The following is a 21,412-nucleotide window of genomic DNA, read 5'->3' as shown; positions in this document are numbered from 1 at the left end:
CCCAATTCTGAGCAAACCGCTGTAAGTTGTGCGAAAAATGCGAACCCCCTTACTCCTGGAGGGAAGGTGGCGTCCAGGCACGCCCCAGCGCCGAGCCCTGCACGCCGTGCTGATTCAGATAGCGGTCGAGTTCTACCATGCCGGTCCAGCGGTTTTCGCACCACAGCGGCGCCAGTAGCGTCGGGCGACGAGCGCTGGCAGAAATCCGGTGATAAATCACCTCCGGCGGCGTGGAGCGGATCATCTCGCCGGCGGTGACCGTATACTCCTCCAGCTCAATGGCCTTCAGACGCCCGGCCTGCCAGGCTTTCGCCATCGTGCTACCGGTCACAATGTGCAGAGGATGCAGCTTGATGCCATCAACGCCGGTATCCACCACCTGCTCCAGAGTTTGCAGGCAATGCGCCTGGGTTTCGCCCGGCAACCCGACAATCAGGTGTGAGCACACTTTCAGCCCGCGTTCACGCGCCAGGCGGGTCGTTCGCTGGTAGCAGGCAAAATCGTGGCCGCGGTTAATCCGCTGCAGCGTTTTGTCATGCGCGGTTTGCAGGCCCAGCTCCAGCCAGACTTCATAGCCCTGCTCGTGGTAACCGCTCAGCAGATCTAACACCGCTTCCGGGACACAATCCGGGCGGGTGCCGACACAGAGCCCAACAATATTGGCCTGGCTCACCGCCTGCTGATACATATTGCGCAGGACCTGTACTTCCGCAAAGGTGCTGGTGTACGCCTGGAAATAGGCCAGATAACGCTTTGCTCGATTCACGCGCTGCGCCTGATGCGCCAGTTGTTCTGCAATGGAGAGATGCTGTTGCTCTTCGTCAGCAAATGAGGCCACATTGCAGAAGGTGCAGCCTCCACGGCCGATAGTGCCATCGCGATTCGGGCAGCTAAACCCGCCATGCAGCGTCAGTTTATGGACTTTTTCGCCATAGCGACGCGAAAGATCCCCACCAAACATATTGACTAATTTTTGTAACTGCATAATCTGATAGACCGGCCTTAAGAAAGGGGCCAAGCCTGCCATTTTTAGCCACCGATGACGATGACCTGGATCAATCGTCAGTGCGGCCGCACACCTCATTGCATAACCACTCAAGATAACTGCAATTTCATTCACCCATCCGGTAATGACTTTTCCTTATACTTAAGCCCTGGATTGCCATTATCTTCATCAGGGGAAAAAACAGTGTTATTCCCCACCACGCAAGGAACAGGCAGATGAATACTCTGCTATAAATAGCCAGTTCAGCATATAACGATAATGATAAGCTATCGATATAGTGAGACAGATCACACTAGAATATGCTTTCCGCTGCGTTTCATTGTTGTTTAAAACTCCTTATTTTCCTTAACAATCATAACATTAAGTATCTCATAGCACATTTTTGTATAAATAAGATTGCCATTTGACGTAAGTGCCGATTCCCGATAAGTTGGGAATCCGCTGGAAGCTTTCTGGATGAGCACTCTGCTCATCATATTTATGCAGTAATTGAGATTCCCTCTTACAGCAAGTCCTCAAACTTGCGTACCGATGCGAAAAGGATTTAAAGAGGGCGAATGCGAGGTGCAAACCACCCCGTCGCCATGCTCTTTCTGTGCCCGTGCGCAATCGGTATCGGAGGGTGTCCCGTAGAGCCTGGGGAGGTTCACTGATATGTTGTACGATAAATCCCTTGAGAGGGATAACTGTGGTTTCGGCCTGATCGCCCACATAGAAGGCGAACCTAGCCACAAGGTAGTGCGTACCGCTATACACGCACTGGCCCGAATGCAGCACCGCGGCGCGATCCTTGCCGATGGTAAAACCGGCGACGGTTGTGGCTTGCTGCTGCAAAAACCCGATCGTTTCTTCCGTATCGTTGCGGAGGAGAACGGCTGGCGTTTAGCCAAAAATTATGCCGTCGGGATGTTATTCCTTAATAAGGATCCTGAACTGGCGGCTACGGCGCGCCGCATCGTTGAAGAAGAATTACAATGTGAAACCCTGTCTATTGTTGGCTGGCGCGATGTGCCGACCAACGAAGGGGTTCTCGGTGAAATCGCCCTCTCCTCGCTGCCCCGTATTGAACAAATTTTTGTTAACGCTCCGGCAGGCTGGCGCCCGCGCGATATGGAACGCCGTTTGTTCATCGCACGTCGCCGCATCGAAAAGCGCCTGCAGGAAGATAAAGATTTCTACGTCTGCAGCCTGTCGAACCTGGTGAATATTTATAAAGGTCTGTGTATGCCGGCAGATTTGCCGCGCTTTTACCTGGACCTCGCGGACCTGCGCCTGGAGTCGGCAATTTGCCTGTTCCACCAGCGCTTCTCCACCAACACCGTTCCGCGCTGGCCGCTGGCACAGCCGTTCCGCTACCTGGCACATAACGGTGAAATCAACACCATCACCGGTAACCGCCAGTGGGCGCGCGCGCGTACCTATAAATTCCAGACTCCGTTAATTCCGGATCTGCACGATGCGGCGCCGTTCGTTAACGAAACCGGCTCCGACTCCAGCTCCATGGATAACATGCTTGAGCTGCTGCTGGCCGGCGGGATGGATATCGTGCGTGCCATGCGTCTGCTCGTGCCACCAGCCTGGCAGAACAACCCGGATATGGATCCGGAGCTGCGCGCCTTCTTCGACTTTAACTCCATGCACATGGAGCCGTGGGATGGCCCGGCGGGCATCGTCATGTCCGACGGTCGCTACGCAGCCTGTAACCTCGACCGTAACGGTCTGCGTCCGGCGCGCTACGTCATTACCAAAGATAAGCTGATCACCTGTGCATCAGAAGTCGGTATCTGGGATTACCAGCCTGACGAAGTGGTGGAAAAAGGCCGCGTTGGCCCAGGCGAACTGATGGTTATCGATACCCGCGCAGGCCGCATTCTGCACTCCGCGGAAACCGATGACGACCTGAAAAGCCGCCATCCGTATAAAGAGTGGATGGAGAAAAACGTCCGCCGTCTGGTGCCGTTCGAAGACCTGCCTGACGAAGACGTTGGCAGCCGTCAGCTGGATGACGATACCCTCTCCAGCTACCAGAAACAGTTTAACTACAGCGCTGAAGAGCTGGACTCCGTGCTGCGCGTGCTGGGTGAAAATGGCCAGGAAGCCGTCGGCTCAATGGGCGATGATACCCCGTTTGCTGTGCTCTCCAGCCAGCCACGCATTATCTACGACTACTTCCGTCAGCAGTTCGCGCAGGTAACCAACCCGCCGATCGATCCGCTGCGTGAAGCGCACGTGATGTCGCTGGCCACCAGCATCGGCCGTGAAATGAACGTCTTCTGCGAAGCGGAAGGCCAGGCACACCGTCTGAGCTTCAAATCGCCGATCCTGCTGTACTCCGATTTCAAACAGCTGACCACGATGGAAGAAGAACACTATCGTGCCGATACGTTGGATATCACCTTTAACGCCACCGAAACCACGTTGGCCGAAACGGTGAAAGCGCTGTGTGATAAAGCCGAGCAGATGGTACGTAACGGTACCGTTCTGCTGGTGCTCTCCGACCGTAATATCGCCAAAGATCGTCTGCCGGTACCGGCCCCGATGGCGGTTGGCGCGATCCAGACCCGTCTGGTGGATAAGAGCCTGCGCTGCGATGCTAACATCATCGTTGAAACCGCCAGCGCCCGTGACCCGCACCACTTTGCGGTGCTGCTGGGCTTCGGCGCCACGGCTATCTATCCGTACCTGGCCTACGAAACGCTGGCAAAACTGGTCGATAGCAAAGCGATTGATAAAGCGTACCGCTCAGTGATGTTGAACTACCGTAACGGTATCAACAAAGGCCTGTACAAGGTCATGTCCAAAATGGGCATCTCGACCATCGCCTCTTACCGCTGTTCGAAGCTGTTCGAAGCTGTCGGCCTGCATCGTGAAGTTTCCGACCTGTGCTTCCTCGGCGTTGTCAGCCGTATCGGCGGTGCCGGCTTTGATGACTTCCAGCAGGATCTGCTGAATCTGTCCAAACGCGCGTGGCTGGTCCGTAAGCCGCTGGCGCAGGGTGGCCTGCTGAAATACGTTCATGGTGGTGAATATCACGCCTACAACCCGGACGTGGTGCGTACCCTGCAACAGGCTGTCCAGAGCGGTGAATACAGCGATTACCAGCAGTATGCGAAGCTGGTCAATGAACGTCCGGCCGCGACGCTGCGCGATCTGCTGGCAGTGAATCCAGGCGAGAATGCTATCAGTATCGACCAGGTTGAATCGGCAAAAGAGCTGTTCAAACGCTTCGATACCGCCGCGATGTCTATCGGTGCATTGAGCCCGGAAGCGCATGAGTCGCTGGCGGAAGCCATGAACAGCATCGGCGGCTTCTCTAACTCCGGTGAGGGTGGCGAAGACCCGGCGCGCTATGGCACCAATAAAGTGTCGCGTATTAAACAGGTTGCTTCCGGTCGCTTCGGCGTTACCCCTGCATACCTGGTCAACGCCGATGTTATCCAGATTAAAGTGGCTCAGGGCGCGAAGCCGGGCGAAGGTGGGCAGCTGCCGGGTGACAAAGTCACGCCGTATATTGCCAAACTGCGTTATTCGGTTCCGGGCGTCACCCTGATTTCGCCACCGCCGCACCACGATATTTACTCTATCGAGGATCTGGCGCAGCTGATTTTCGACCTCAAACAGGTCAACCCGAAAGCGATGATTTCCGTGAAGCTGGTTTCTGAACCTGGCGTCGGCACCATCGCCACCGGCGTGGCAAAAGCCTATGCCGACCTCATCACCATCGCTGGTTATGATGGCGGTACCGGTGCCAGCCCGCTCTCTTCGGTGAAATACGCTGGCTGTCCGTGGGAACTCGGCCTGGTGGAAACCCAGCAGGCGCTGGTCGCCAACGGTCTGCGTCATAAGATTCGCCTGCAGGTGGACGGCGGTCTGAAAACTGGCCTTGATATCATCAAAGCGGCGATTCTCGGTGCAGAAAGCTTCGGCTTCGGTACCGGCCCGATGGTCGCGCTGGGCTGTAAATACCTGCGTATTTGCCACCTGAACAACTGCGCAACCGGCGTAGCAACCCAGGATGACAAACTGCGTAAGAACCATTACCACGGACTGCCGTTCAAAGTGACCAACTACTTTGAATTCATCGCCCGCGAAACCCGCGAGCTGATGGCCGAGCTGGGCGTGAAGCGTCTGGTCGACCTGATTGGTCGTACCGACCTGCTGAAAGTGCTGGACGGCTTTACCGCGAAGCAACAGAAGCTGGATCTGAGCAAACTGCTGGAAACCGCCGAGCCGCATCCAGGCAAAGCGCTGTTCTGCACCGAAAGCAACCCGCCGTTTGATAACGGGGTGCTGAACGCGCAGCTGCTGCAGCAGGCAAAACCGTTCGTCGACGGCAAGCAGAGCAAAACCTTCTGGTTCGATATCCGTAACACCGACCGCTCCGTTGGCGCCTCGCTGTCCGGCTATATTGCCCAGACCCATGGCGACCAGGGGTTAGCGGCCGATCCTATCACCGCGCACTTCAGCGGTACCGCGGGCCAAAGCTTCGGCGTATGGAACGCCGGTGGCGTTGAGCTACACCTGACCGGTGACGCCAACGACTACGTCGGTAAAGGGATGGCAGGCGGTCTGCTCTCCATTCGTCCTCCGGTAGGCTCAGCCTTCCGCAGCCACGAAGCGAGCATCATCGGCAACACCTGTCTGTACGGTGCGACCGGTGGTCGTCTGTACGCCGCAGGCCGTGCGGGTGAACGTTTTGCAGTACGTAACTCCGGCGCCATCACCGTGGTCGAAGGCATCGGCGATAACGGCTGCGAATACATGACCGGCGGTATTGTCTGTGTTCTGGGTAAAACCGGCGTCAACTTTGGCGCAGGGATGACCGGCGGCTTTGCTTACGTACTGGATGAAGACGGAGACTTCCGTAAACGTGTGAACCCCGAACTGGTGGAAGTGCTGGACGTTGACTCTCTGGCTATCCATGAAGAGCATCTGCGTGGTCTGATTACCGAACACGTGCAGCTGACCGGTTCGTCTCGCGGCGAAGAGATCCTGGCCCACTGGCCGGCCTTTGCAGCGAAATTCGCGCTGGTTAAACCTAAGTCCAGCGATGTTAAAGCACTGTTGGGTCACCGTAGTCGTAGCGCAGCAGAGCTGCGTGTGCAGGCGCAGTAAGGAATTCAGATGAGCCAGAACGTATACCAGTTTATCGACTTACAGCGCGTTGATCCGCCAAAGAAACCGCTGAAGATACGCAAAATTGAATTTGTAGAAATTTATGAGCCATTTTCAGAAGGCCAGGCCAAAGCACAGGCAGACCGCTGCCTGTCCTGCGGCAACCCGTACTGCGAATGGAAATGTCCGGTCCACAACTACATCCCTAACTGGCTGAAGCTGGCTAATGAAGGACGTATTTTTGAAGCGGCTGAGCTGTCGCATCAGACCAACACCTTGCCGGAAGTCTGCGGGCGCGTTTGCCCGCAGGACCGCCTGTGCGAAGGGTCCTGTACGCTGAATGATGAATTCGGCGCGGTGACTATCGGTAACATCGAGCGCTATATCAACGATAAAGCGTTCGAAATGGGCTGGCGCCCGGATCTCTCCGGCGTGAAGGCCACCGGTAAAACCGTGGCCATCGTCGGAGCGGGCCCGGCAGGTCTGGCTTGCGCAGACGTCCTGACCCGTAACGGCGTCAAAGCGGTGGTCTTCGACCGTCACCCGGAAATCGGCGGCCTGCTGACCTTCGGCATCCCGGCATTCAAGCTGGAGAAAGAGGTCATGACCCGTCGTCGTGAAATCTTCACCGGCATGGGCATTGAGTTCAAACTCAACGTCGAGGTTGGCCGGGATGTTCAGCTCGACGACCTGCTGAAAGAGTACGATGCCGTGTTCCTCGGCGTCGGGACCTATCAGTCCATGCGCGGCGGGCTGGAAAACGAAGAGGCAAACGGCGTCTTTGATGCTCTGCCGTTCCTGATCGCTAACACCAAGCAAACCATGGGCTTTGGCGAAACGGCGAGCGAGCCGTACGTCAACATGGAAGGCAAACGTGTCGTAGTACTGGGCGGTGGCGACACCGCGATGGACTGCGTGCGTACTTCCGTACGTCAGGGGGCATCGCATGTCATCTGCGCCTATCGTCGTGACGAAGAAAACATGCCTGGCTCCCGCCGCGAAGTGAAAAACGCGCGTGAAGAAGGCGTCGAGTTCCAGTTCAACGTTCAGCCTCTGGGCGTTGAAGTGAATGCTAACGGCAAAGTATGTGGCGTGAAAATGGCGCGTACTGAGATGGGCCAACCGGATGCTAAGGGTCGTCGTCGCGCAGAAATCGTCGCCGGCTCCGAGCACGTGGTTCCGGCTGATGCGGTAGTCATGGCGTTTGGTTTCCGTCCGCACAGCATGGAGTGGCTGGCGAAGCACGACGTTGAGCTGGATTCTCAGGGCCGTATTATCGCGCCGGAAGGCAATGAAAATGCGTTCCAGACCAGCAACCCGAAAATCTTTGCTGGCGGCGATATCGTGCGTGGTTCCGATCTGGTGGTCACCGCCATTGCCGAAGGTCGTAAAGCGGCTGACGGGATCCTGAACTACCTGGAAGTGTAATGCCCCTGCCTGGATAACGAACTTATCCGGGCAGAAAGACAATGCCCGTGGGTCTTCACCCACGGGCTTTTTTATGGCAGCAGCAAATCGGCGCGAACCTTAATCACCACTTTTTTGATGTCGGCAGGGAGCGTCACCTGGCAACCAGGTTTATGCGGTTCTCCGGGCATAAATACCGCAAACATCTCCGGCTGGAGCGTCAGCACCTGCTCCCCGGCAATGCGCTGGCACAGTTGATAATCCTCTGCAACCTGCGCATCCTCGCACTCGCGGGCTGAGCCTGTCGCACCATAATAAATCCGCTCCGTTCCGGACAGCAAAATCTGGATATCGATAAACTGCATGTGCAGTTCGGCTTTTTTCTCTTCAGGGACGCCGGTAGTGAACTGCATGACGTTCATAAACACGTTGTCGCCCTGTAATTCATAGCTGCCCGGCGCCTTATTGCCCAGGTCGTGAGCTTGTGCCAGCGCAATAGCCCGCCACAGCGCCGTCGGTAACCCGGCCGGCAGAGGCTGCTGTAAATGACCAAAAATCATCTCATTGCTCCTTGTCCCCATAATGCCGCACCCAACAGCCCCGCATCATGTCGGTAACGGGCTTCCCGCAGCGGAACCTGATAGACCGCGGGCTCTTGTGATAAATATTCCATCACCAGCGGCAGATAACCGCTGGCCAGGCCGATGCTGCCGCCAACCACCACGCAGTCACAGTCCGTGACCGCTTTAAGATCGGCAATCAGCCGCGCCAGCGCGCGTGCCGAACGCTGGATCAGAGCCTGCGCCTGCAGATGTCCTTCGCTGGCCAGGGCAAAAATCGCCCTGGCATCCAGGCCACTCAGATCATCACGAGCCGCCGCAGCGATACCGCGCCCGGAGGCGATTGCTTCCACGCAGCCCCGCCGACCGCAGCCACAAGCAGGCCCGTCAGGATCCGCCAGCGTATGGCCACAATGACCGGCCAGGCCTCCGCGACCGGTATGCAGTCGGCCATGGCTAACGATCCCGCCACCAACGCCGGTTGAGACCGTGAGAAAGACCATCTCCCCCACTTTCTCTGCCAGCGCGTGATATTCCGCCCACGCCGCGGCCTGCGCATCATTGATCGCGATGCCCGGGAGCCCGGTCAGGCCGGACAAACAATCGAGCACAGGGAAGCGGGCCAGGCCGCCGAGGTTCGCCGGATTAATCGCCGTTAAGATACCGTCCTGAATAATGCCGGTTGAAGCAATAGCAAAACAGGTCGCGCACCCGGCAAGCGGCCCCACCAGCGTCGCCAGCGCAGCGGCTAACGCTTCGGAAGTCCGACTCGCCGGGGTCGGCATTTCACGTCGTTCGAGAATGTTAAATTCCCCGTCAATCAGCGCAGCAGCCAGCTTGGTGCCGCCAATATCAATCGCCAGCGTTGTCATTGCACCGCCCTTTTCAGCGCTGTGTTGTACCACCCGCAGATATGCTCCAGCCGGGTAATGGCGGAACCGACGGTCACCGCCCACGCCCCCTGACGTATCGCCTCTGCCGCCTGAGCAGGCGTGTTGTAACGCCCTTCTGCAATCACCCGACAGCCTGCCGAGTGAAGCGCCTGAACCAGGGCCAGATCCGGCTCGTCCGGCGTGTGCGCCGTGGTATAACCCGACATTGTGGTGCCAATAATCTCCGCCCCGAGTCGCTGGCAGAACAGGCCATCCTCAACGGAGGAGCAGTCGGTCATCGCCAGCTTGTTATGCTGATGGATCCGCGCCAGCAGCGCCTCAATCGCCACCGGACGTGTACGCTGGGTGCCGTCGATGGCAATAATATCTGCGCCCGCCAGAGCGATGGCATCTACATCCTCTACGAACGGGGTGATGCGTACCGGAGAATCCTCGAGGTCGCGTTTCAGAATGCCGATAATCGGCACCGCCACCAGGGCGCGGGTTGCACGTAGATTCGCCACCCCTTCAATGCGCAATGCCACCGCGCCGGCCTGCTCAGCCGCCAGCGCCATCGCGGCAACAATCTCTGGTGTATCCAACGGGCTTCCGGGAACCGGTTGGCAGGAGACAATTAACCCGCCGTTGATCTCGATGCTGCGATCCAGTTGTTCAAGCAAAGACATAATAACTCCCTGATATCTGTCATGGCCCGGCATCAGCGCCGGGCGTCGGCTACCTGGTTTTCAGTAATCTGCTTTTGTTGGCACCGAATGCCACCGCACCGCTCAGCGGCTTACCATCAATCGCATCATGGGTACGTACCGCTTCCGGGCGGATCCAACGTTGCACGCGGGAGGGCATATCCAGACCGATAAGTAAGATCACCACAAACGTTAACCCGAACGACAGCGATCCCAATGTGGTGCCCAGATCCATCCGTTGTGCGATCAGCGCCCCAAGAACCGGCGCGATCGCCCCGCCCAATGCCCCGACGTTATAGGTAAAGCCCAGGCCGGCAGCGCGTTGATCGGTATCGAAATAACCGCCGATCAGTTTTGGTAAGATCCCGGAGATCCCCTGCCCCAGCATCTGCTGGAAGAACAGTAACAAGCCCAACACCCACACGTTTGTGCCGCCGATAGCAAAGACCGGAATAATCAACAGTTGGGATGCCAGCAGGCTGCAGACATAGGCTTTGCGCGTGCCCAGCCAGTCGCCGAGAAAACCGCCCACGCAGCAGCCCACCGCCGCGCCAAAGCCACTGAAAAACAGCACATTGGCCACGGTGGTATGGTCATATGCGAGTTCCGTTTTGAGATAGGTGGGCAAAAGTGCCTGGATCGGCCACGAATAGAGAAAGGCGAACAGGACCACGACCATCAGCGTCACCCCGGTTGGCCAACGCTTGCCGCTGCTCTGCACCATAAAGCTGATAAAGATCGCCGCGCAGATCAGTCCCAGTAGTACCACAATGCCGGCATTTTGCAGTTCGCCTGCAAAGCAGAACCACAACGCGGTCGCCGCCACCATAGTCAGAAAGATATTGATAACCCGATGCTTTCCGCAGTAAAGGATATCCACCATCGTGCGGACCGGTGCCTGGCCTTCATGCTTTTCTTTCCAGTCCTCGGCTTCCGGGATGTTCTTACGTAGCCACAGAGCAAAAACAATCGGCACGATGCCAATGAAAAAGAGCGCGCGCCAGCCCCAGACCGGTACCACCAGGCTGTAAATCTGTGCTGCGATCACTGCCCCAACGGAGAAACCGGAGATCAAAAAGCCGCTGGCTTTGTTGCGTAGTTGCTTTGGCCAGCTTTCAATGACGTAGGTCGCGCTGGAACCATACTCTCCCGCCATGCCCATCCCAATCACCAGTCGGGCGATAAACATGGTGGTAAAACCTGGCGCAAAGCCGCAGGCCAGCGTACCGACAGAAAACAGGATAATACTGGTGACCATTGCCAGCCGGCGTCCGTAGCGGTCACCCATTGCGCCCAGCATCAGCCCGCCAAACCAGCGAGAAATAAAGGCGGCGGAAATCAGGCTGGCGGCCTCAACGGTAGTCAGGCCAAACTCACCCTGGATTTCCGTCAGGACCAGGGCGATTAAGACAAAATCAAAACCATCAAGCAGATATCCCAGCCAGGCGGCGGAGAACGCCCGCCATTGTGCCCGGTTGAGATGGCGATACCACGGGATGTTCTGGGTCGTTGTACTCATTTTACTCTCCCGCGATGGGTCAGACCCACGCTTGGCTTTTAATACCGGATGTCGTTCGCATCACACCCGATACAGACAGTGTTGTTACCCGCCCTGTGGCCGGGAATATCCCCGCTCGCGTAATACGGCGGGGCTCGCGTGCGTCTTAACCCAGTTGCGCTTTTTCCTCCTGCAGCTGCTGCGCCAGCGCCTTCAGCTCCGGCAGGAATTTCTCATCAACCGGGGAGAACGGCTTACGGCACAGCGGCTCCGCCACCACGTCCATATAATGCAGGACCGTTTTGAGGCCACGGAACACGCCGGTTTTGATCAGCAGGTCGATGACCTTGTTACACTCGCTTTGTAGACTCTGCGCTTTTGCGATATCGCCCGTCCGCAGCGCCTGCACGATCCCCTGATAACGCCATCCCATAATGTTGTAGGTGCTGCCGATCCCGCCGTCGGCTCCCGCCAGCAGGCCGGAGGCAAAGATCTCGTCATAGCCGTTATAAAGCACCAGATCGGGATGTGCGCGGCGGATCTGCTCCATCTGGAAGAGATCGCCCGAGGTTTGCTTCAACGCGCCGACACCCGGTAAGGTCACCAGCGTGTTGATCTGCTCGAGGGGCAGCTTAACGCCGCTCAGTGCCGGAATGTTGTAGACCACCATCGGTAAACCATTAGCCGAATCAATAATGGCCTGGTAGTGAGCACAGTGCTCTTCAAAACTGAAGGGGTAGTAAAACGGAGTAACGGCGGAGACGGCATCGTAACCATAGTCGTCCGCGGCCCGGGCCAGTTGCTGGCTTTCCAGCGTGCTGACGCAGCCGACGTGGGCAATCAGCGTCATTTTCCCTTTTGCTTCTTCGGCCACGATTTCCAGTACTTCCTGGCGCTCCACGCTGCTTTGCACGAAAGCCTCGCCAGTCGAGCCGCCAACATATAACCCGTCAATGCCCTGACTCAGGTTAAAGCGCACCAGCCGGCGCAGACTTTGAGTATCCAGCTTTTGTTGCCCGTCGAACGGCGTAAGCAGCGCCGCCATTACCCCACGTAAATTGACCGCCATATATACCTCGTAGTGATATTGTCCGTGATTAACGATGTACCTTTATACCTGTTATACCAGACAGATTACGCGGTAACCTCATACAGAACGCTTATTATGCGATCTGCTTCACTAAACAACGATCCTGACGATCGTCTGGCTTATTTTGTGGTGTGTTTTTTCTGGCCGAAGGCGTGCCAGGTCGCGGAAACGCTATTGAGGTGGCTTTGTAAGGCGCGATCGGCTTCATCGGGGTCGCGACGCCGAATAGCTTCGACGATGTCGATATGCTGTTGGTAGCTGACGGTATTGTGTTCGTGCAACGCGTGCTCGGGGACTTTCGGCCGTGCAGCGATCAGCCAGTCCAGAAGCGCGACATGGATTGCCATAAAGATCGGGTTTCCAGGGATTTCCGCCAGCACCCGATGGAATTCCACGTCAGAACGGATGAACAGCGCATTGTCATCAAGCGACTGGCTGTTGATCTTCAACGCCTGCCCCAGTTTATCGATCTGCTCATCACTGGCGTGTTCCGCGGCATAGCGAACCAGGCTGGATTCAAAAAACAGGCGCAGCTGTTCAAAATGGGCGATACCGCCAGGGTGAGACAAGAAGTCCTTCGCCATCCCCGACAGCTCACCAATGATGGTGTCGGCGGAAGGCCGGGAGACGCGAGCGCGTTCGCCGTTGCTAATCTGCACCAGGCCTTTGCGCTTTAGAGCGGCCAGCGCTTCGCGCACAGAAGGACGACCAACGTTGAAAAAGGTCATCAGCTCACGCTCAGACGGGAGTTGCTCGCCTTCAGCAAACTCACGGCGGCGGATCATATTCTCGAGCTCTTCCTCTACCATTTCAGAGAGCTTTTTACGTGCCAGAGGACGGCGGTGCAGGCTACTACCGATGGTGGACGAGGTTTCTTCTGTCTGGGGATCAAATGCGCTCATAGGGACCATGTGTGATGTGTGACAGCAAGTGACGACTGAATCATCTTACCACAAGAATACTGCGTGGGCGGCGTCGATAACAGAACAGGCCCCGAAGGGCCTGCAATCTGGCATCCATAAACCTGCTGGATGATTATTTTACGACGCGTAGCGCCGGACGGCCACCGCGTGGTGGTGGCGTATCGTCAGGGTCATCGTCATGATTATCCGGCTTGTCGCCGTCAATCACCGACATAACCGTCTCGTTTTCAATGCCTACCGATGCGTCGTCATCATTCAACGTCGTGACGTCTTCATCATAAGCTGCTTCAGGCTCGAACATGGTACCGGCGCCGTTTTCACGGGCATAGATAGCCAGTACCGCAGCCATCGGCACGGAAACATTGCGCGGAACACCGCCAAAGCGCGCGTTGAAACGCACTTCGTCATTAGCCAGTTCCAGGTTACCCACGGCACGCGGCGCAATATTCAGGACGATTTGCCCATCGCGCGCGTACTCCATCGGTACCAGTACGTTTGGTAATGTCACATCTACAACCAGATGTGGCGTCAGCTGGTTATCCAGCAGCCACTCATAGAACGCCCGCAGTAAATACGGGCGACGCGGCGTTAGCTGCGATACATCCATCGGTTAGCCTCGACCGAGTCGCATTTCACGCTCGGGTTCAGTTAAGGAAGCGAGGAAGGAATCACGTTCAAAGACGCGAGTCATATAGCCCTTGAGCTCTTTCGCGCCGGCACCAATAATTTCTACGCCAAGTACAGGCAAACGCCACAGCAGCGGTGCCAGATAGCAATCAACCAGGCTGAACTCATCGCTCAGGAAGTAAGGTTTCTGAGTGAATACAGGTGCAATCGCCTGCAGCTCTTCGCGCAGCTGTTTACGCGCGGTTTCGGCCTGAGCAGCGGTGCCGGTCTGAATGGTGTTCATCAGTGAATACCAGTCTTTTTCGATGCGCTGCATGTACAGACGACTTTCTCCACGCGCAACCGGATAAACCGGCATTAACGGTGGGTGCGGGAAACGCTCATCCAGATATTCCATAATGATGCGGGATTCCCACAGAGTGAGCTCACGATCCACCAGCGTAGGTACGCTTTGATTCGGGTTGAGGTCAATCAGATCCTGAGGTGGATTGTCCTTTTCCACGTGCTCTATCTCAAAACTAACACCTTTTTCTGCCAGCACGATGCGGACTTGGTGGCTATAGATGTCAGTAGGACCAGAAAACAGCGTCATTACCGAACGTTTGTTGGCAGCGACAGCCATGAAAACCTCCAGGTATATTCAGAATTTTTGTACTGCTACCAATCACACAGGATTGGCCAGATGTAAAAACCCCAGTAGCGTGACGTCATTCTCGTTTGGGTAAAATCACAAAAATGAACGATCACCAGCATTTGGGCAGAAAATTGGATGATAGTTTACCAGATCTTGAAGGCATTGTGGTGAGGGGATTCTGGAAATGCTGAAAAAGTGGTAAGAACAGGTGATTTGCTGAGGTAAAAGGCCAGATTTCTGCATAAAAAAACCCGCCGAAGCGGGTTTTTTCGCAAATTGTTCTGCGTGAGCAGAAAACAATTAACGTTTGGAGAACTGAGGACGACGACGTGCTTTACGCAGACCGACTTTCTTACGTTCAACCTGACGAGCATCACGAGTAACGAAACCAGCTTTACGCAGTTCGCCACGCAGGGACTCATCATACTCCATCAGAGCGCGGGTGATACCGTGACGGATCGCACCAGCCTGACCAGAGATACCACCACCTTTAACAGTGATGTACAGATCCAGTTTCTCAACCATGTCGACCAGTTCCAGCGGCTGACGAACTACCATGCGGGCAGTTTCACGACCAAAGTACTGTTCCAGAGAACGCTGGTTAATAACGATTTTGCCGCTGCCTGGTTTGATGAAAACGCGAGCTGCGGAACTTTTGCGGCGACCAGTGCCGTAATATTGATTTTCAGCCATTGCCTATAATCCCGATTAGATGTCAAGAACTTGCGGTTGCTGTGCCGCGTGGTTGTGCTCGTTACCAGCGTAAACTTTCAGTTTACGGTACATAGCACGACCCAGCGGGCCTTTTGGCAGCATGCCTTTAACCGCGATTTCAATCACACGCTCAGGACGGCGGGCAATCATCTCTTCAAAGGTCGCTTCTTTGATACCACCGATGTGGCCGGTGTGATGATAGTACATTTTGTCTTCGCGCTTGTTGCCGGTTACAGCAACTTTTTCTGCGTTCAGAACGATGATGTAATCACCGGTATCTACGTGCGGAGTGTATTCCGCTTTATGCTTACCGCGCAGGCGACGAGCCAGTTCAGAAGCCAGACGGCCCAGAGTTTTACCGGTCGCGTCAACAACATACCAGTCGCGCTGTACGGTTTCTGGTTTAGCTGTAAAAGTTTTCATTAAAAGCTTACCCAAATAATAAGTTACACGTTGGTGAACACCCAAACGTTTAGTCAGTTGAGGTTCACGCGACATTGTCCAGCAAACCTACCCCTTCGAATAGCCTATGCCGGCACTATAGAAAGTTTTGGGAAAAAAACCTTCTTGTAACGTGGGGTCGCAAGATTATAGAGAAGTCGGGAACAAAGGTCGACCCCTTTATGTGATTAGAAGCAGGTTTTTTCGCCGGTATCATACCGCGCTCTTCTCCCTTTCCCTCAGGCAACCAGGTATGAGGGAAAGGTTATCAATCAGGGCATGTGCGGGCGTTTCAAATACTCTTCGCTTTGCATTTCCTGCAGGCGCGATAAACAACGCTGGAACTCAAACTTCAGACGTTCGCCCTGATAAATGTCATGTAGCGGAACCGCGGCGCTGACCACCAGCTTGACGTGGCGCTCGTAGAATTCATCCACCAGCGCGATAAAACGCCGGGCTTCACTCTCCAGCTGCCCGGTCATCACCGGGACGTCAAAGAGCATCACGGTATGGAACAGGCGCGAGAGCGCAATGTAATCGTGCTGGCTACGCGCATCCACACACAGCGTGGCAAACGAGGCCGCCAGCGTCTGGTTTTCGACGCCAAGCGTCGGCAGCATACGATGGTTAATCTCCAGCGTCGGCGTCTGCTCGCGTTTGGCCCCCGCCAGCGCCAGCCACAGTTTATCCATCTGCTCTTGGGTCTGCGTATTGAGAGGCGACAGCCACAAATGCGCCTGGGTTAAGGTACGCAGGCGGTAATCAATACCGGCATCGACGTTCATAATGTCACAGTGCTGTTTAATCGCCTCGATGGCGGGCAGGAAGCGAGCACGCTGTAACCCGTTGCGGTACAGGTCATCCGGCGGAATGTTCGAGGTCGCCACCAGCGTAATCCCGCGGGCAAACAGCGCTTTCATCAGGCCGCCCAGCAGCATCGCATCGGTAATATCGGAGACAAAAAACTCATCGAAACACAATACGTCGGTTTCCGCCTTGAAGCGGTCAGCGAGGATCTCAAGCGGATCGCTGTGCCCTTGCAAGGTAATGAGTTCCTCATGCACACGCAGCATAAAGCGGTGGAAGTGCAGACGTTGCTTACGCTCTCCCGGCAGGCTTTGGTAAAACAGATCCATTAGCCAGGTTTTGCCCCGCCCTACGCCTCCCCACATATAGAGGCCGCGCACCGCGGCGGTATCGGCAGTAGGTTCACGTTTGCCTAGCAATTTGCCGAATTTTGCCCGCAAACCGCCGCTTTGCGGTACCGGAACGGGTTTATTCTGCAGTTCATGATAGATGGTATCAAGGCGGCTCACCGCTTCTTGCTGGACATCGTCGGGTTGATGGCTGCCCTCTTTGAGAGCGAAAAGGTAACGCGATGTTGGGGACAGGCTTTGCATGATCTAATTGTTATTCCTTGAAAACCGTAATGCTGAAGCTCACGATTGACGAAAAAAAGGCCGTTCTACACTACGCGATGATACGCCAGGATTCCACTTCTGTGGAATTAGCGGTTATAGTGGCACTATCGGGCGCAGGCGGAGAGCCTTACAGCCACCCTACGGAACCACAAAACAACGGGAGATGTACATGACCTGGGAATATGCGCTAATTGGGCTAGTTGTCGGTATCATCATCGGTGCCGTCGCCATGCGTTTTGGCAACCGCAAATTACGCCAACAACAGGCGCTGCAGTTCGAGCTGGAAAAGAATAAAACAGAGCTTGAAGAGTATCGTGAAGAGCTGGTCAGCCACTTTGCCCGCAGTGCAGAACTGCTGGATAACATGGCCGATGACTATCGCCAGCTGTATCAGCATATGGCAAAAAGCTCCAGCAACCTGCTGCCAGACACCATGGCGGACGCCAACCCGTTCCGCAATCGTCTGGCTGAATCTGAAGCCGGTAACGATCAGGCGCCGGTCCAGATGCCGCGTGACTATTCTGATGGCGCGTCCGGCCTGCTGCGCGGCGGAGCAAAACGCGACTAATCTCCCCCTGACCGCAAAAATATTATCCGGGCGCGTTCCCTGCGCCCGTCTCAACCCTGCATCCCAGCTATTATTTAAACATTGACCGCATTGTTAGCGGGTCAAAAATTCAATAACATCAGACCATTCGGGACGCATTTCCATACACCTCAGGTTACGAGAGCCAGCATCAGATGAAGAAACAGACTTTGCTGTTGAGTGCGTTAGCGTTAAGCATCGGGTTATCGCTGTCGGTTTTACCTACGGCTATGGCATCGTTACCCACCCAGATTCCCGGCCAGGGCGCGCTGCCAAGCCTTGCCCCCATGTTAGAAAAAGTGCTGCCAGCGGTGGTGAGCGTACAGGTCGAAGGGACCGCTGCGCCTGCGCAAAATATGCCGGAAGAGTTGAAAAAGTACTTTGGCGACAATGTGCCACAGGAGCAGGCTCAGCCTTTTGAAGGCCTCGGCTCCGGCGTCATCATCGATGCCGCAAAAGGCTATGTGTTGACCAACAATCACGTGATCAGTCAGGCGCAGAAAATCAGCGTTCAGCTTAACGATGGTCGTGAGTTTGACGCGAAGCTGGTCGGCAGTGACGACCAGAGCGATATCGCATTATTACAAATCCAGAAACCCAGCCATCTGACGCAAATCGCCATCGCTGACTCCGATAAGCTGCGCGTCGGCGATTTCGCCGTGGCCGTCGGCAACCCGTTTGGCCTTGGCCAGACCGCAACCTCCGGTATCGTCTCGGCGCTGGGCCGCAGCGGGCTGAACCTCGAAGGGCTCGAAAACTTTATCCAGACCGATGCCTCCATTAACCGCGGTAACTCTGGCGGGGCACTGCTGAATCTCAACGGCGAACTGATTGGTATCAATACCGCGATTCTGGCGCCGGGCGGTGGCAGCGTCGGTATCGGCTTTGCCATTCCGAGTAACATGGCGCAAACCCTTGCCCAGCAGCTGATCCAGTTTGGCGAAATCAAACGCGGCCTGTTGGGTATAAAAGGCATGGAAATGAGCGCAGATATCGCCAAAGCGATGAACATCGACGCTCAGCGCGGAGCTTTCGTCAGCGAAGTCCTGCCGAACTCAGGTTCGGCCAAAGCCGGTGTGAAGTCTGGCGACGTGATTGTCAGCATGAATGGCAAACCACTCAACAGCTTTGCTGAACTGCGCTCGCGGATCGCCACAACGGAGCCGGGCACCAAAGTGAAGCTGGGTCTGCTACGTGAAGGGAAGCCGCTGGACGTTGAAGTGACGCTGGATAAAAGTACGTCCTCGACCGCCAGCGCCGATCTCATCATTCCGGCCCTCCAGGGGGCATCGCTCAGTGACGGACAAATGAAAGACGGCACGAAAGGCGTCACCGTCGATAGCGTAGAGAAAGGAAGTCCTGCGGCCCAGGTTGGCCTGCATAAAGATGACATGATCATCGGCCTGAATCGCGAACGCATCCAGTCCATCGTCGAGTTGCGTAAAGTGCTGGAGAGTAAACCGGCCGTCATTGCACTGAACGTCATGCGCGGGAACGAAAGCATTTATCTGCTGCTGCGTTAATGCGGGGTTCCGGACATCGCCTGCCGTGCGATGTCCGGATAACTCGTGCTATGCTGCGCATGTCTATCCATTAACGATATCTGCATCATGCCTGGAAAGTTATTACGTTCTGTACTCATCGGTTTGATCGTCGGGGGCCTGCTGCTCGCCGCGATGCCTTCTTTGCGTCAGTGGCATCTGTCGACGACCACCCAGTACGATAGCGCGGACGAATCGCCCGCCAGCTATAATCCAGCCGTCCGCCGTGCCGCACCGGCGGTGGTGAATGTCTATAACCGCGCGTTGAATGGCACCAGCCATAATCAGCTCACTCTGGGATCCGGCGTCATCATGGATCAGCGCGGTTACATTCTTACCAATAAGCACGTTATCAATGATGCCGATCAGATCATCGTTGCCCTACAGGATGGCCGGGTCTTCGAAGCGTTACTGGTGGGTTCTGATACGCTGACCGATCTTGCCGTCCTGAAGATTAACGCCAACTCCGGCTTGCCAGTTATCCCGATCAACCCTAAACGGGTACCGCATATTGGTGATGTGGTGCTGGCGATTGGTAACCCCTATAACCTTGGGCAGACGATTACCCAAGGTATTATCAGCGCCACCGGCCGTATTGGCCTGAACCCCACCGGGCGTCAGAATTTCCTGCAGACCGATGCTTCCATTAACCACGGTAACTCCGGCGGCGCGCTGGTAAACTCGCTGGGCGAGCTGATGGGCATCAACACGCTGTCATTTGATAAAAGCAATGATGGCGAAACCCCTGAAGGGATCGGCTTTGCCATTCCGTTCCAGCTGGCCACCAAAATTATGGATAAGCTTATCCGCGATGGTCGGGTGATCCGCGGCTATATCGGCATCAGCGGTCGTGAGATTGCCCCACTGCATGCGCAGGGCGGTGGGATGGATCAGCTGCAAGGGATTGTGGTCAATGATGTTGCTCCGGATGGCCCGGCAGCGCAGGCCGGGATCCGCGCCAATGACGTCATCGTCTCCGTGAATGATAAACCGGCCGTCTCCGCACTTGAGACTATGGATCAGGTCGCGGAAATCCGCCCTGGATCAGAAATTCCGGTGATCATTATGCGTGATGACAAGAAGATCACTCTGCATATTGCCGTTCAGGAATACCCGGCGACCAACTAGCAGACATAAAAAAACCGGAGCGACTCGCTGGCTCCGGTTTTTTTAATCCATCACACGCTTACTTGTTGACGAAATCTTCGCCCATAGCGATATCTTTCTTCAGCGTATCCAGCATCCCTTCCAGCGCCTGCTGTTCAAATGCACTGAGCTTGCCGATCGGCTGACGCGCCTCAACACCATTTTTACCAAGCAGCAACGGCTGGGAGAAGAAGCGCGCGTACTGACCATCGCCTTCCACGTAAGCACATTCCACCACCCCTTTTTCGCCTTGCATTGCCCGAACTAAGGACAAGCCGAAACGTGCGGCCGCCTGGCCCATCGAAAGCGTCGCCGAGCCGCCACCGGCTTTTGCTTCCACCACTTCGGTGCCGGCGTTCTGGATACGTTTTGTCAGGTCGGCAACTTCCTGATCGCTAAAGCTCACGCCCGCAATCTGCGACAGTAACGGCAGGATCGTCACACCGGAGTGGCCGCCAATCACCGGGACTTCGATATCTGATGCTGATTTATCTTTCAGCTCAGCCACAAAGGTGTTCGAACGGATGATGTCCAGCGTGGTCACGCCAAACAGTTTGTTCTTGTCGTAAACGCCTGCTTTTTTCAGCACTTCTGCCGCAATGGCCACCGTGGTATTCACCGGGTTGGTAATAATACCGATGCAGGCCTGCGGGCAGGTTTTCGCAATCTGTTGTACCAGATTCTTCACAATGCCGGCGTTAACGTTAAATAAATCGGAGCGATCCATGCCTGGCTTACGGGCTACGCCAGCAGAAATCAACACGACATCCGCCCCGACAAGCGCTGGAGTGGCGTCTTCACCGGAGAAACCTTTAATTTTCACATCGGTAGGGATATGGCTAAGATCAACCGCCACGCCCGGTGTGACCGGAGCAATGTCGTACAACGAGAGTTCTGAACCTGAAGGCAGTTGGGTCTTAAGTAGTAGGGCAAGCGCCTGGCCAATTCCACCAGCAGCGCCGAGGACTGCAACTTTCATCCTAAACTCCTTATTATGGTTAATATCGTCTTTCGTTATTCCGTCGCCTGGACCTTAATTCACAAGATAAACAATTACAATCAGTATGGTTGAATAATGCGGACTGTTGCGCAGTGATGCATCAGCTTCGCATTTTCATCCTTGAGCG

General features: G+C 55.6%; 18 protein-coding genes. 5 read left to right on the top strand and 13 right to left on the bottom strand.

Annotated elements, in window-relative coordinates:
* Positions 1–49: 49 nt before the first annotated feature.
* Positions 50–985: a TIGR01212 family radical SAM protein gene (locus ACMYSP_RS15140; protein ID WP_434582893.1), complete on the bottom strand. Its 936-nt coding sequence runs from the start codon at positions 983–985 to the stop codon at positions 50–52.
* Between the two features lie 675 nt (positions 986–1,660).
* Between ACMYSP_RS15140 and gltB the strand changes: the two genes are divergently transcribed.
* Positions 1,661–6,121, top strand: coding sequence for a glutamate synthase large subunit (gene gltB / locus ACMYSP_RS15135; protein ID WP_434582892.1), 4,461 nt, complete (start codon positions 1,661–1,663; stop codon positions 6,119–6,121).
* Between the two features lie 9 nt (positions 6,122–6,130).
* A complete protein-coding gene (locus tag ACMYSP_RS15130; RefSeq protein ID WP_434582891.1) occupies positions 6,131–7,549 on the top strand; it encodes a glutamate synthase small subunit in 1,419 nt (472 codons plus the stop codon).
* A gap of 71 nt (positions 7,550–7,620) precedes the next feature.
* On the opposite strand, the gene nanQ is transcribed toward ACMYSP_RS15130, so the two are convergent.
* From nanQ to zapE, 11 genes are all read right to left on the bottom strand, one after another.
* Complete coding sequence (gene nanQ / locus ACMYSP_RS15125; protein ID WP_434582889.1) at positions 7,621–8,088, bottom strand: N-acetylneuraminate anomerase; 468 nt, start codon at positions 8,086–8,088, stop codon at positions 7,621–7,623.
* Positions 8,085–8,960, bottom strand: a complete 876-nt coding sequence (gene nanK / locus ACMYSP_RS15120; protein WP_434582888.1) for an N-acetylmannosamine kinase — start codon at positions 8,958–8,960, stop codon at positions 8,085–8,087. The genes nanQ and nanK overlap by 4 nt, the downstream gene beginning before the upstream one ends.
* A complete protein-coding gene (locus tag ACMYSP_RS15115) occupies positions 8,957–9,646 on the bottom strand; it encodes an N-acetylmannosamine-6-phosphate 2-epimerase (protein ID WP_434582887.1) in 690 nt (229 codons plus the stop codon). The genes nanK and ACMYSP_RS15115 overlap by 4 nt, the downstream gene beginning before the upstream one ends.
* A 49-nt stretch (positions 9,647–9,695) precedes the next feature.
* Positions 9,696–11,183: an MFS transporter gene (locus ACMYSP_RS15110; protein WP_434582886.1), complete on the bottom strand. Its 1,488-nt coding sequence runs from the start codon at positions 11,181–11,183 to the stop codon at positions 9,696–9,698.
* Between the two features lie 145 nt (positions 11,184–11,328).
* Complete coding sequence (gene nanA / locus ACMYSP_RS15105; RefSeq protein ID WP_434582885.1) at positions 11,329–12,231, bottom strand: N-acetylneuraminate lyase; 903 nt, start codon at positions 12,229–12,231, stop codon at positions 11,329–11,331.
* A gap of 140 nt (positions 12,232–12,371) precedes the next feature.
* Positions 12,372–13,154, bottom strand: coding sequence for a transcriptional regulator NanR (gene nanR, locus ACMYSP_RS15100; RefSeq protein ID WP_434582884.1), 783 nt, complete (start codon positions 13,152–13,154; stop codon positions 12,372–12,374).
* 133 nt (positions 13,155–13,287) lie between these two features.
* Positions 13,288–13,782 (bottom strand): ClpXP protease specificity-enhancing factor, encoded by a 495-nt coding sequence (gene sspB, locus ACMYSP_RS15095; protein ID WP_434582883.1) that lies wholly within the window; start codon positions 13,780–13,782, stop codon positions 13,288–13,290.
* A gap of 3 nt (positions 13,783–13,785) precedes the next feature.
* The gene (gene sspA / locus ACMYSP_RS15090) at positions 13,786–14,424 is read right to left on the bottom strand and encodes a stringent starvation protein SspA (RefSeq protein WP_123756284.1); all 639 of its coding nucleotides are present in this window, start codon (positions 14,422–14,424) and stop codon (positions 13,786–13,788) included.
* Positions 14,425–14,736: 312 nt separating this feature from the next.
* Positions 14,737–15,129: a 30S ribosomal protein S9 gene (rpsI, locus tag ACMYSP_RS15085; RefSeq protein WP_003025138.1), complete on the bottom strand. Its 393-nt coding sequence runs from the start codon at positions 15,127–15,129 to the stop codon at positions 14,737–14,739.
* Between the two features lie 15 nt (positions 15,130–15,144).
* A complete protein-coding gene (rplM, locus tag ACMYSP_RS15080) occupies positions 15,145–15,573 on the bottom strand; it encodes a 50S ribosomal protein L13 (RefSeq protein WP_123756283.1) in 429 nt (142 codons plus the stop codon).
* A 290-nt stretch (positions 15,574–15,863) separates the two neighbouring features.
* Positions 15,864–16,991 (bottom strand): cell division protein ZapE, encoded by a 1,128-nt coding sequence (zapE, locus tag ACMYSP_RS15075; protein ID WP_434582881.1) that lies wholly within the window; start codon positions 16,989–16,991, stop codon positions 15,864–15,866.
* Between the two features lie 190 nt (positions 16,992–17,181).
* On the opposite strand from zapE, the gene zapG reads away from it, so the two are divergent.
* The 3 genes from zapG to degS all read left to right on the top strand — a co-directional run bounded on the left by zapG (position 17,182) and on the right by degS (position 20,267).
* Entirely contained in the window at positions 17,182–17,580 is a 399-nt protein-coding gene (gene zapG, locus ACMYSP_RS15070; RefSeq protein WP_434582880.1) for a Z-ring associated protein ZapG, read from the top strand.
* 173 nt (positions 17,581–17,753) lie between these two features.
* Positions 17,754–19,121 carry a serine endoprotease DegQ gene (gene degQ, locus ACMYSP_RS15065; RefSeq protein ID WP_434582879.1) on the top strand — a complete coding sequence of 456 codons (1,368 nt, stop codon included), beginning with the start codon at positions 17,754–17,756 and terminating at the stop codon, positions 19,119–19,121.
* An 87-nt stretch (positions 19,122–19,208) separates the two neighbouring features.
* Entirely contained in the window at positions 19,209–20,267 is a 1,059-nt protein-coding gene (gene degS, locus ACMYSP_RS15060; protein WP_434582878.1) for an outer membrane-stress sensor serine endopeptidase DegS, read from the top strand.
* Positions 20,268–20,325: 58 nt separating this feature from the next.
* On the opposite strand, the gene mdh is transcribed toward degS, so the two are convergent.
* The gene (mdh, locus tag ACMYSP_RS15055) at positions 20,326–21,264 is read right to left on the bottom strand and encodes a malate dehydrogenase (RefSeq protein ID WP_434582877.1); all 939 of its coding nucleotides are present in this window, start codon (positions 21,262–21,264) and stop codon (positions 20,326–20,328) included.
* Between the last annotated feature and the right edge of the window lie 148 nt (positions 21,265–21,412).

This window comes from Klebsiella sp. R390, assembly GCF_051131745.1.
Taxonomy (GTDB): Bacteria; Pseudomonadota; Gammaproteobacteria; order Enterobacterales; family Enterobacteriaceae; genus Klebsiella.
Note: the sequence above shows the minus strand (reverse complement) of the source record. Positions and strands in the feature narration are given on the sequence as shown.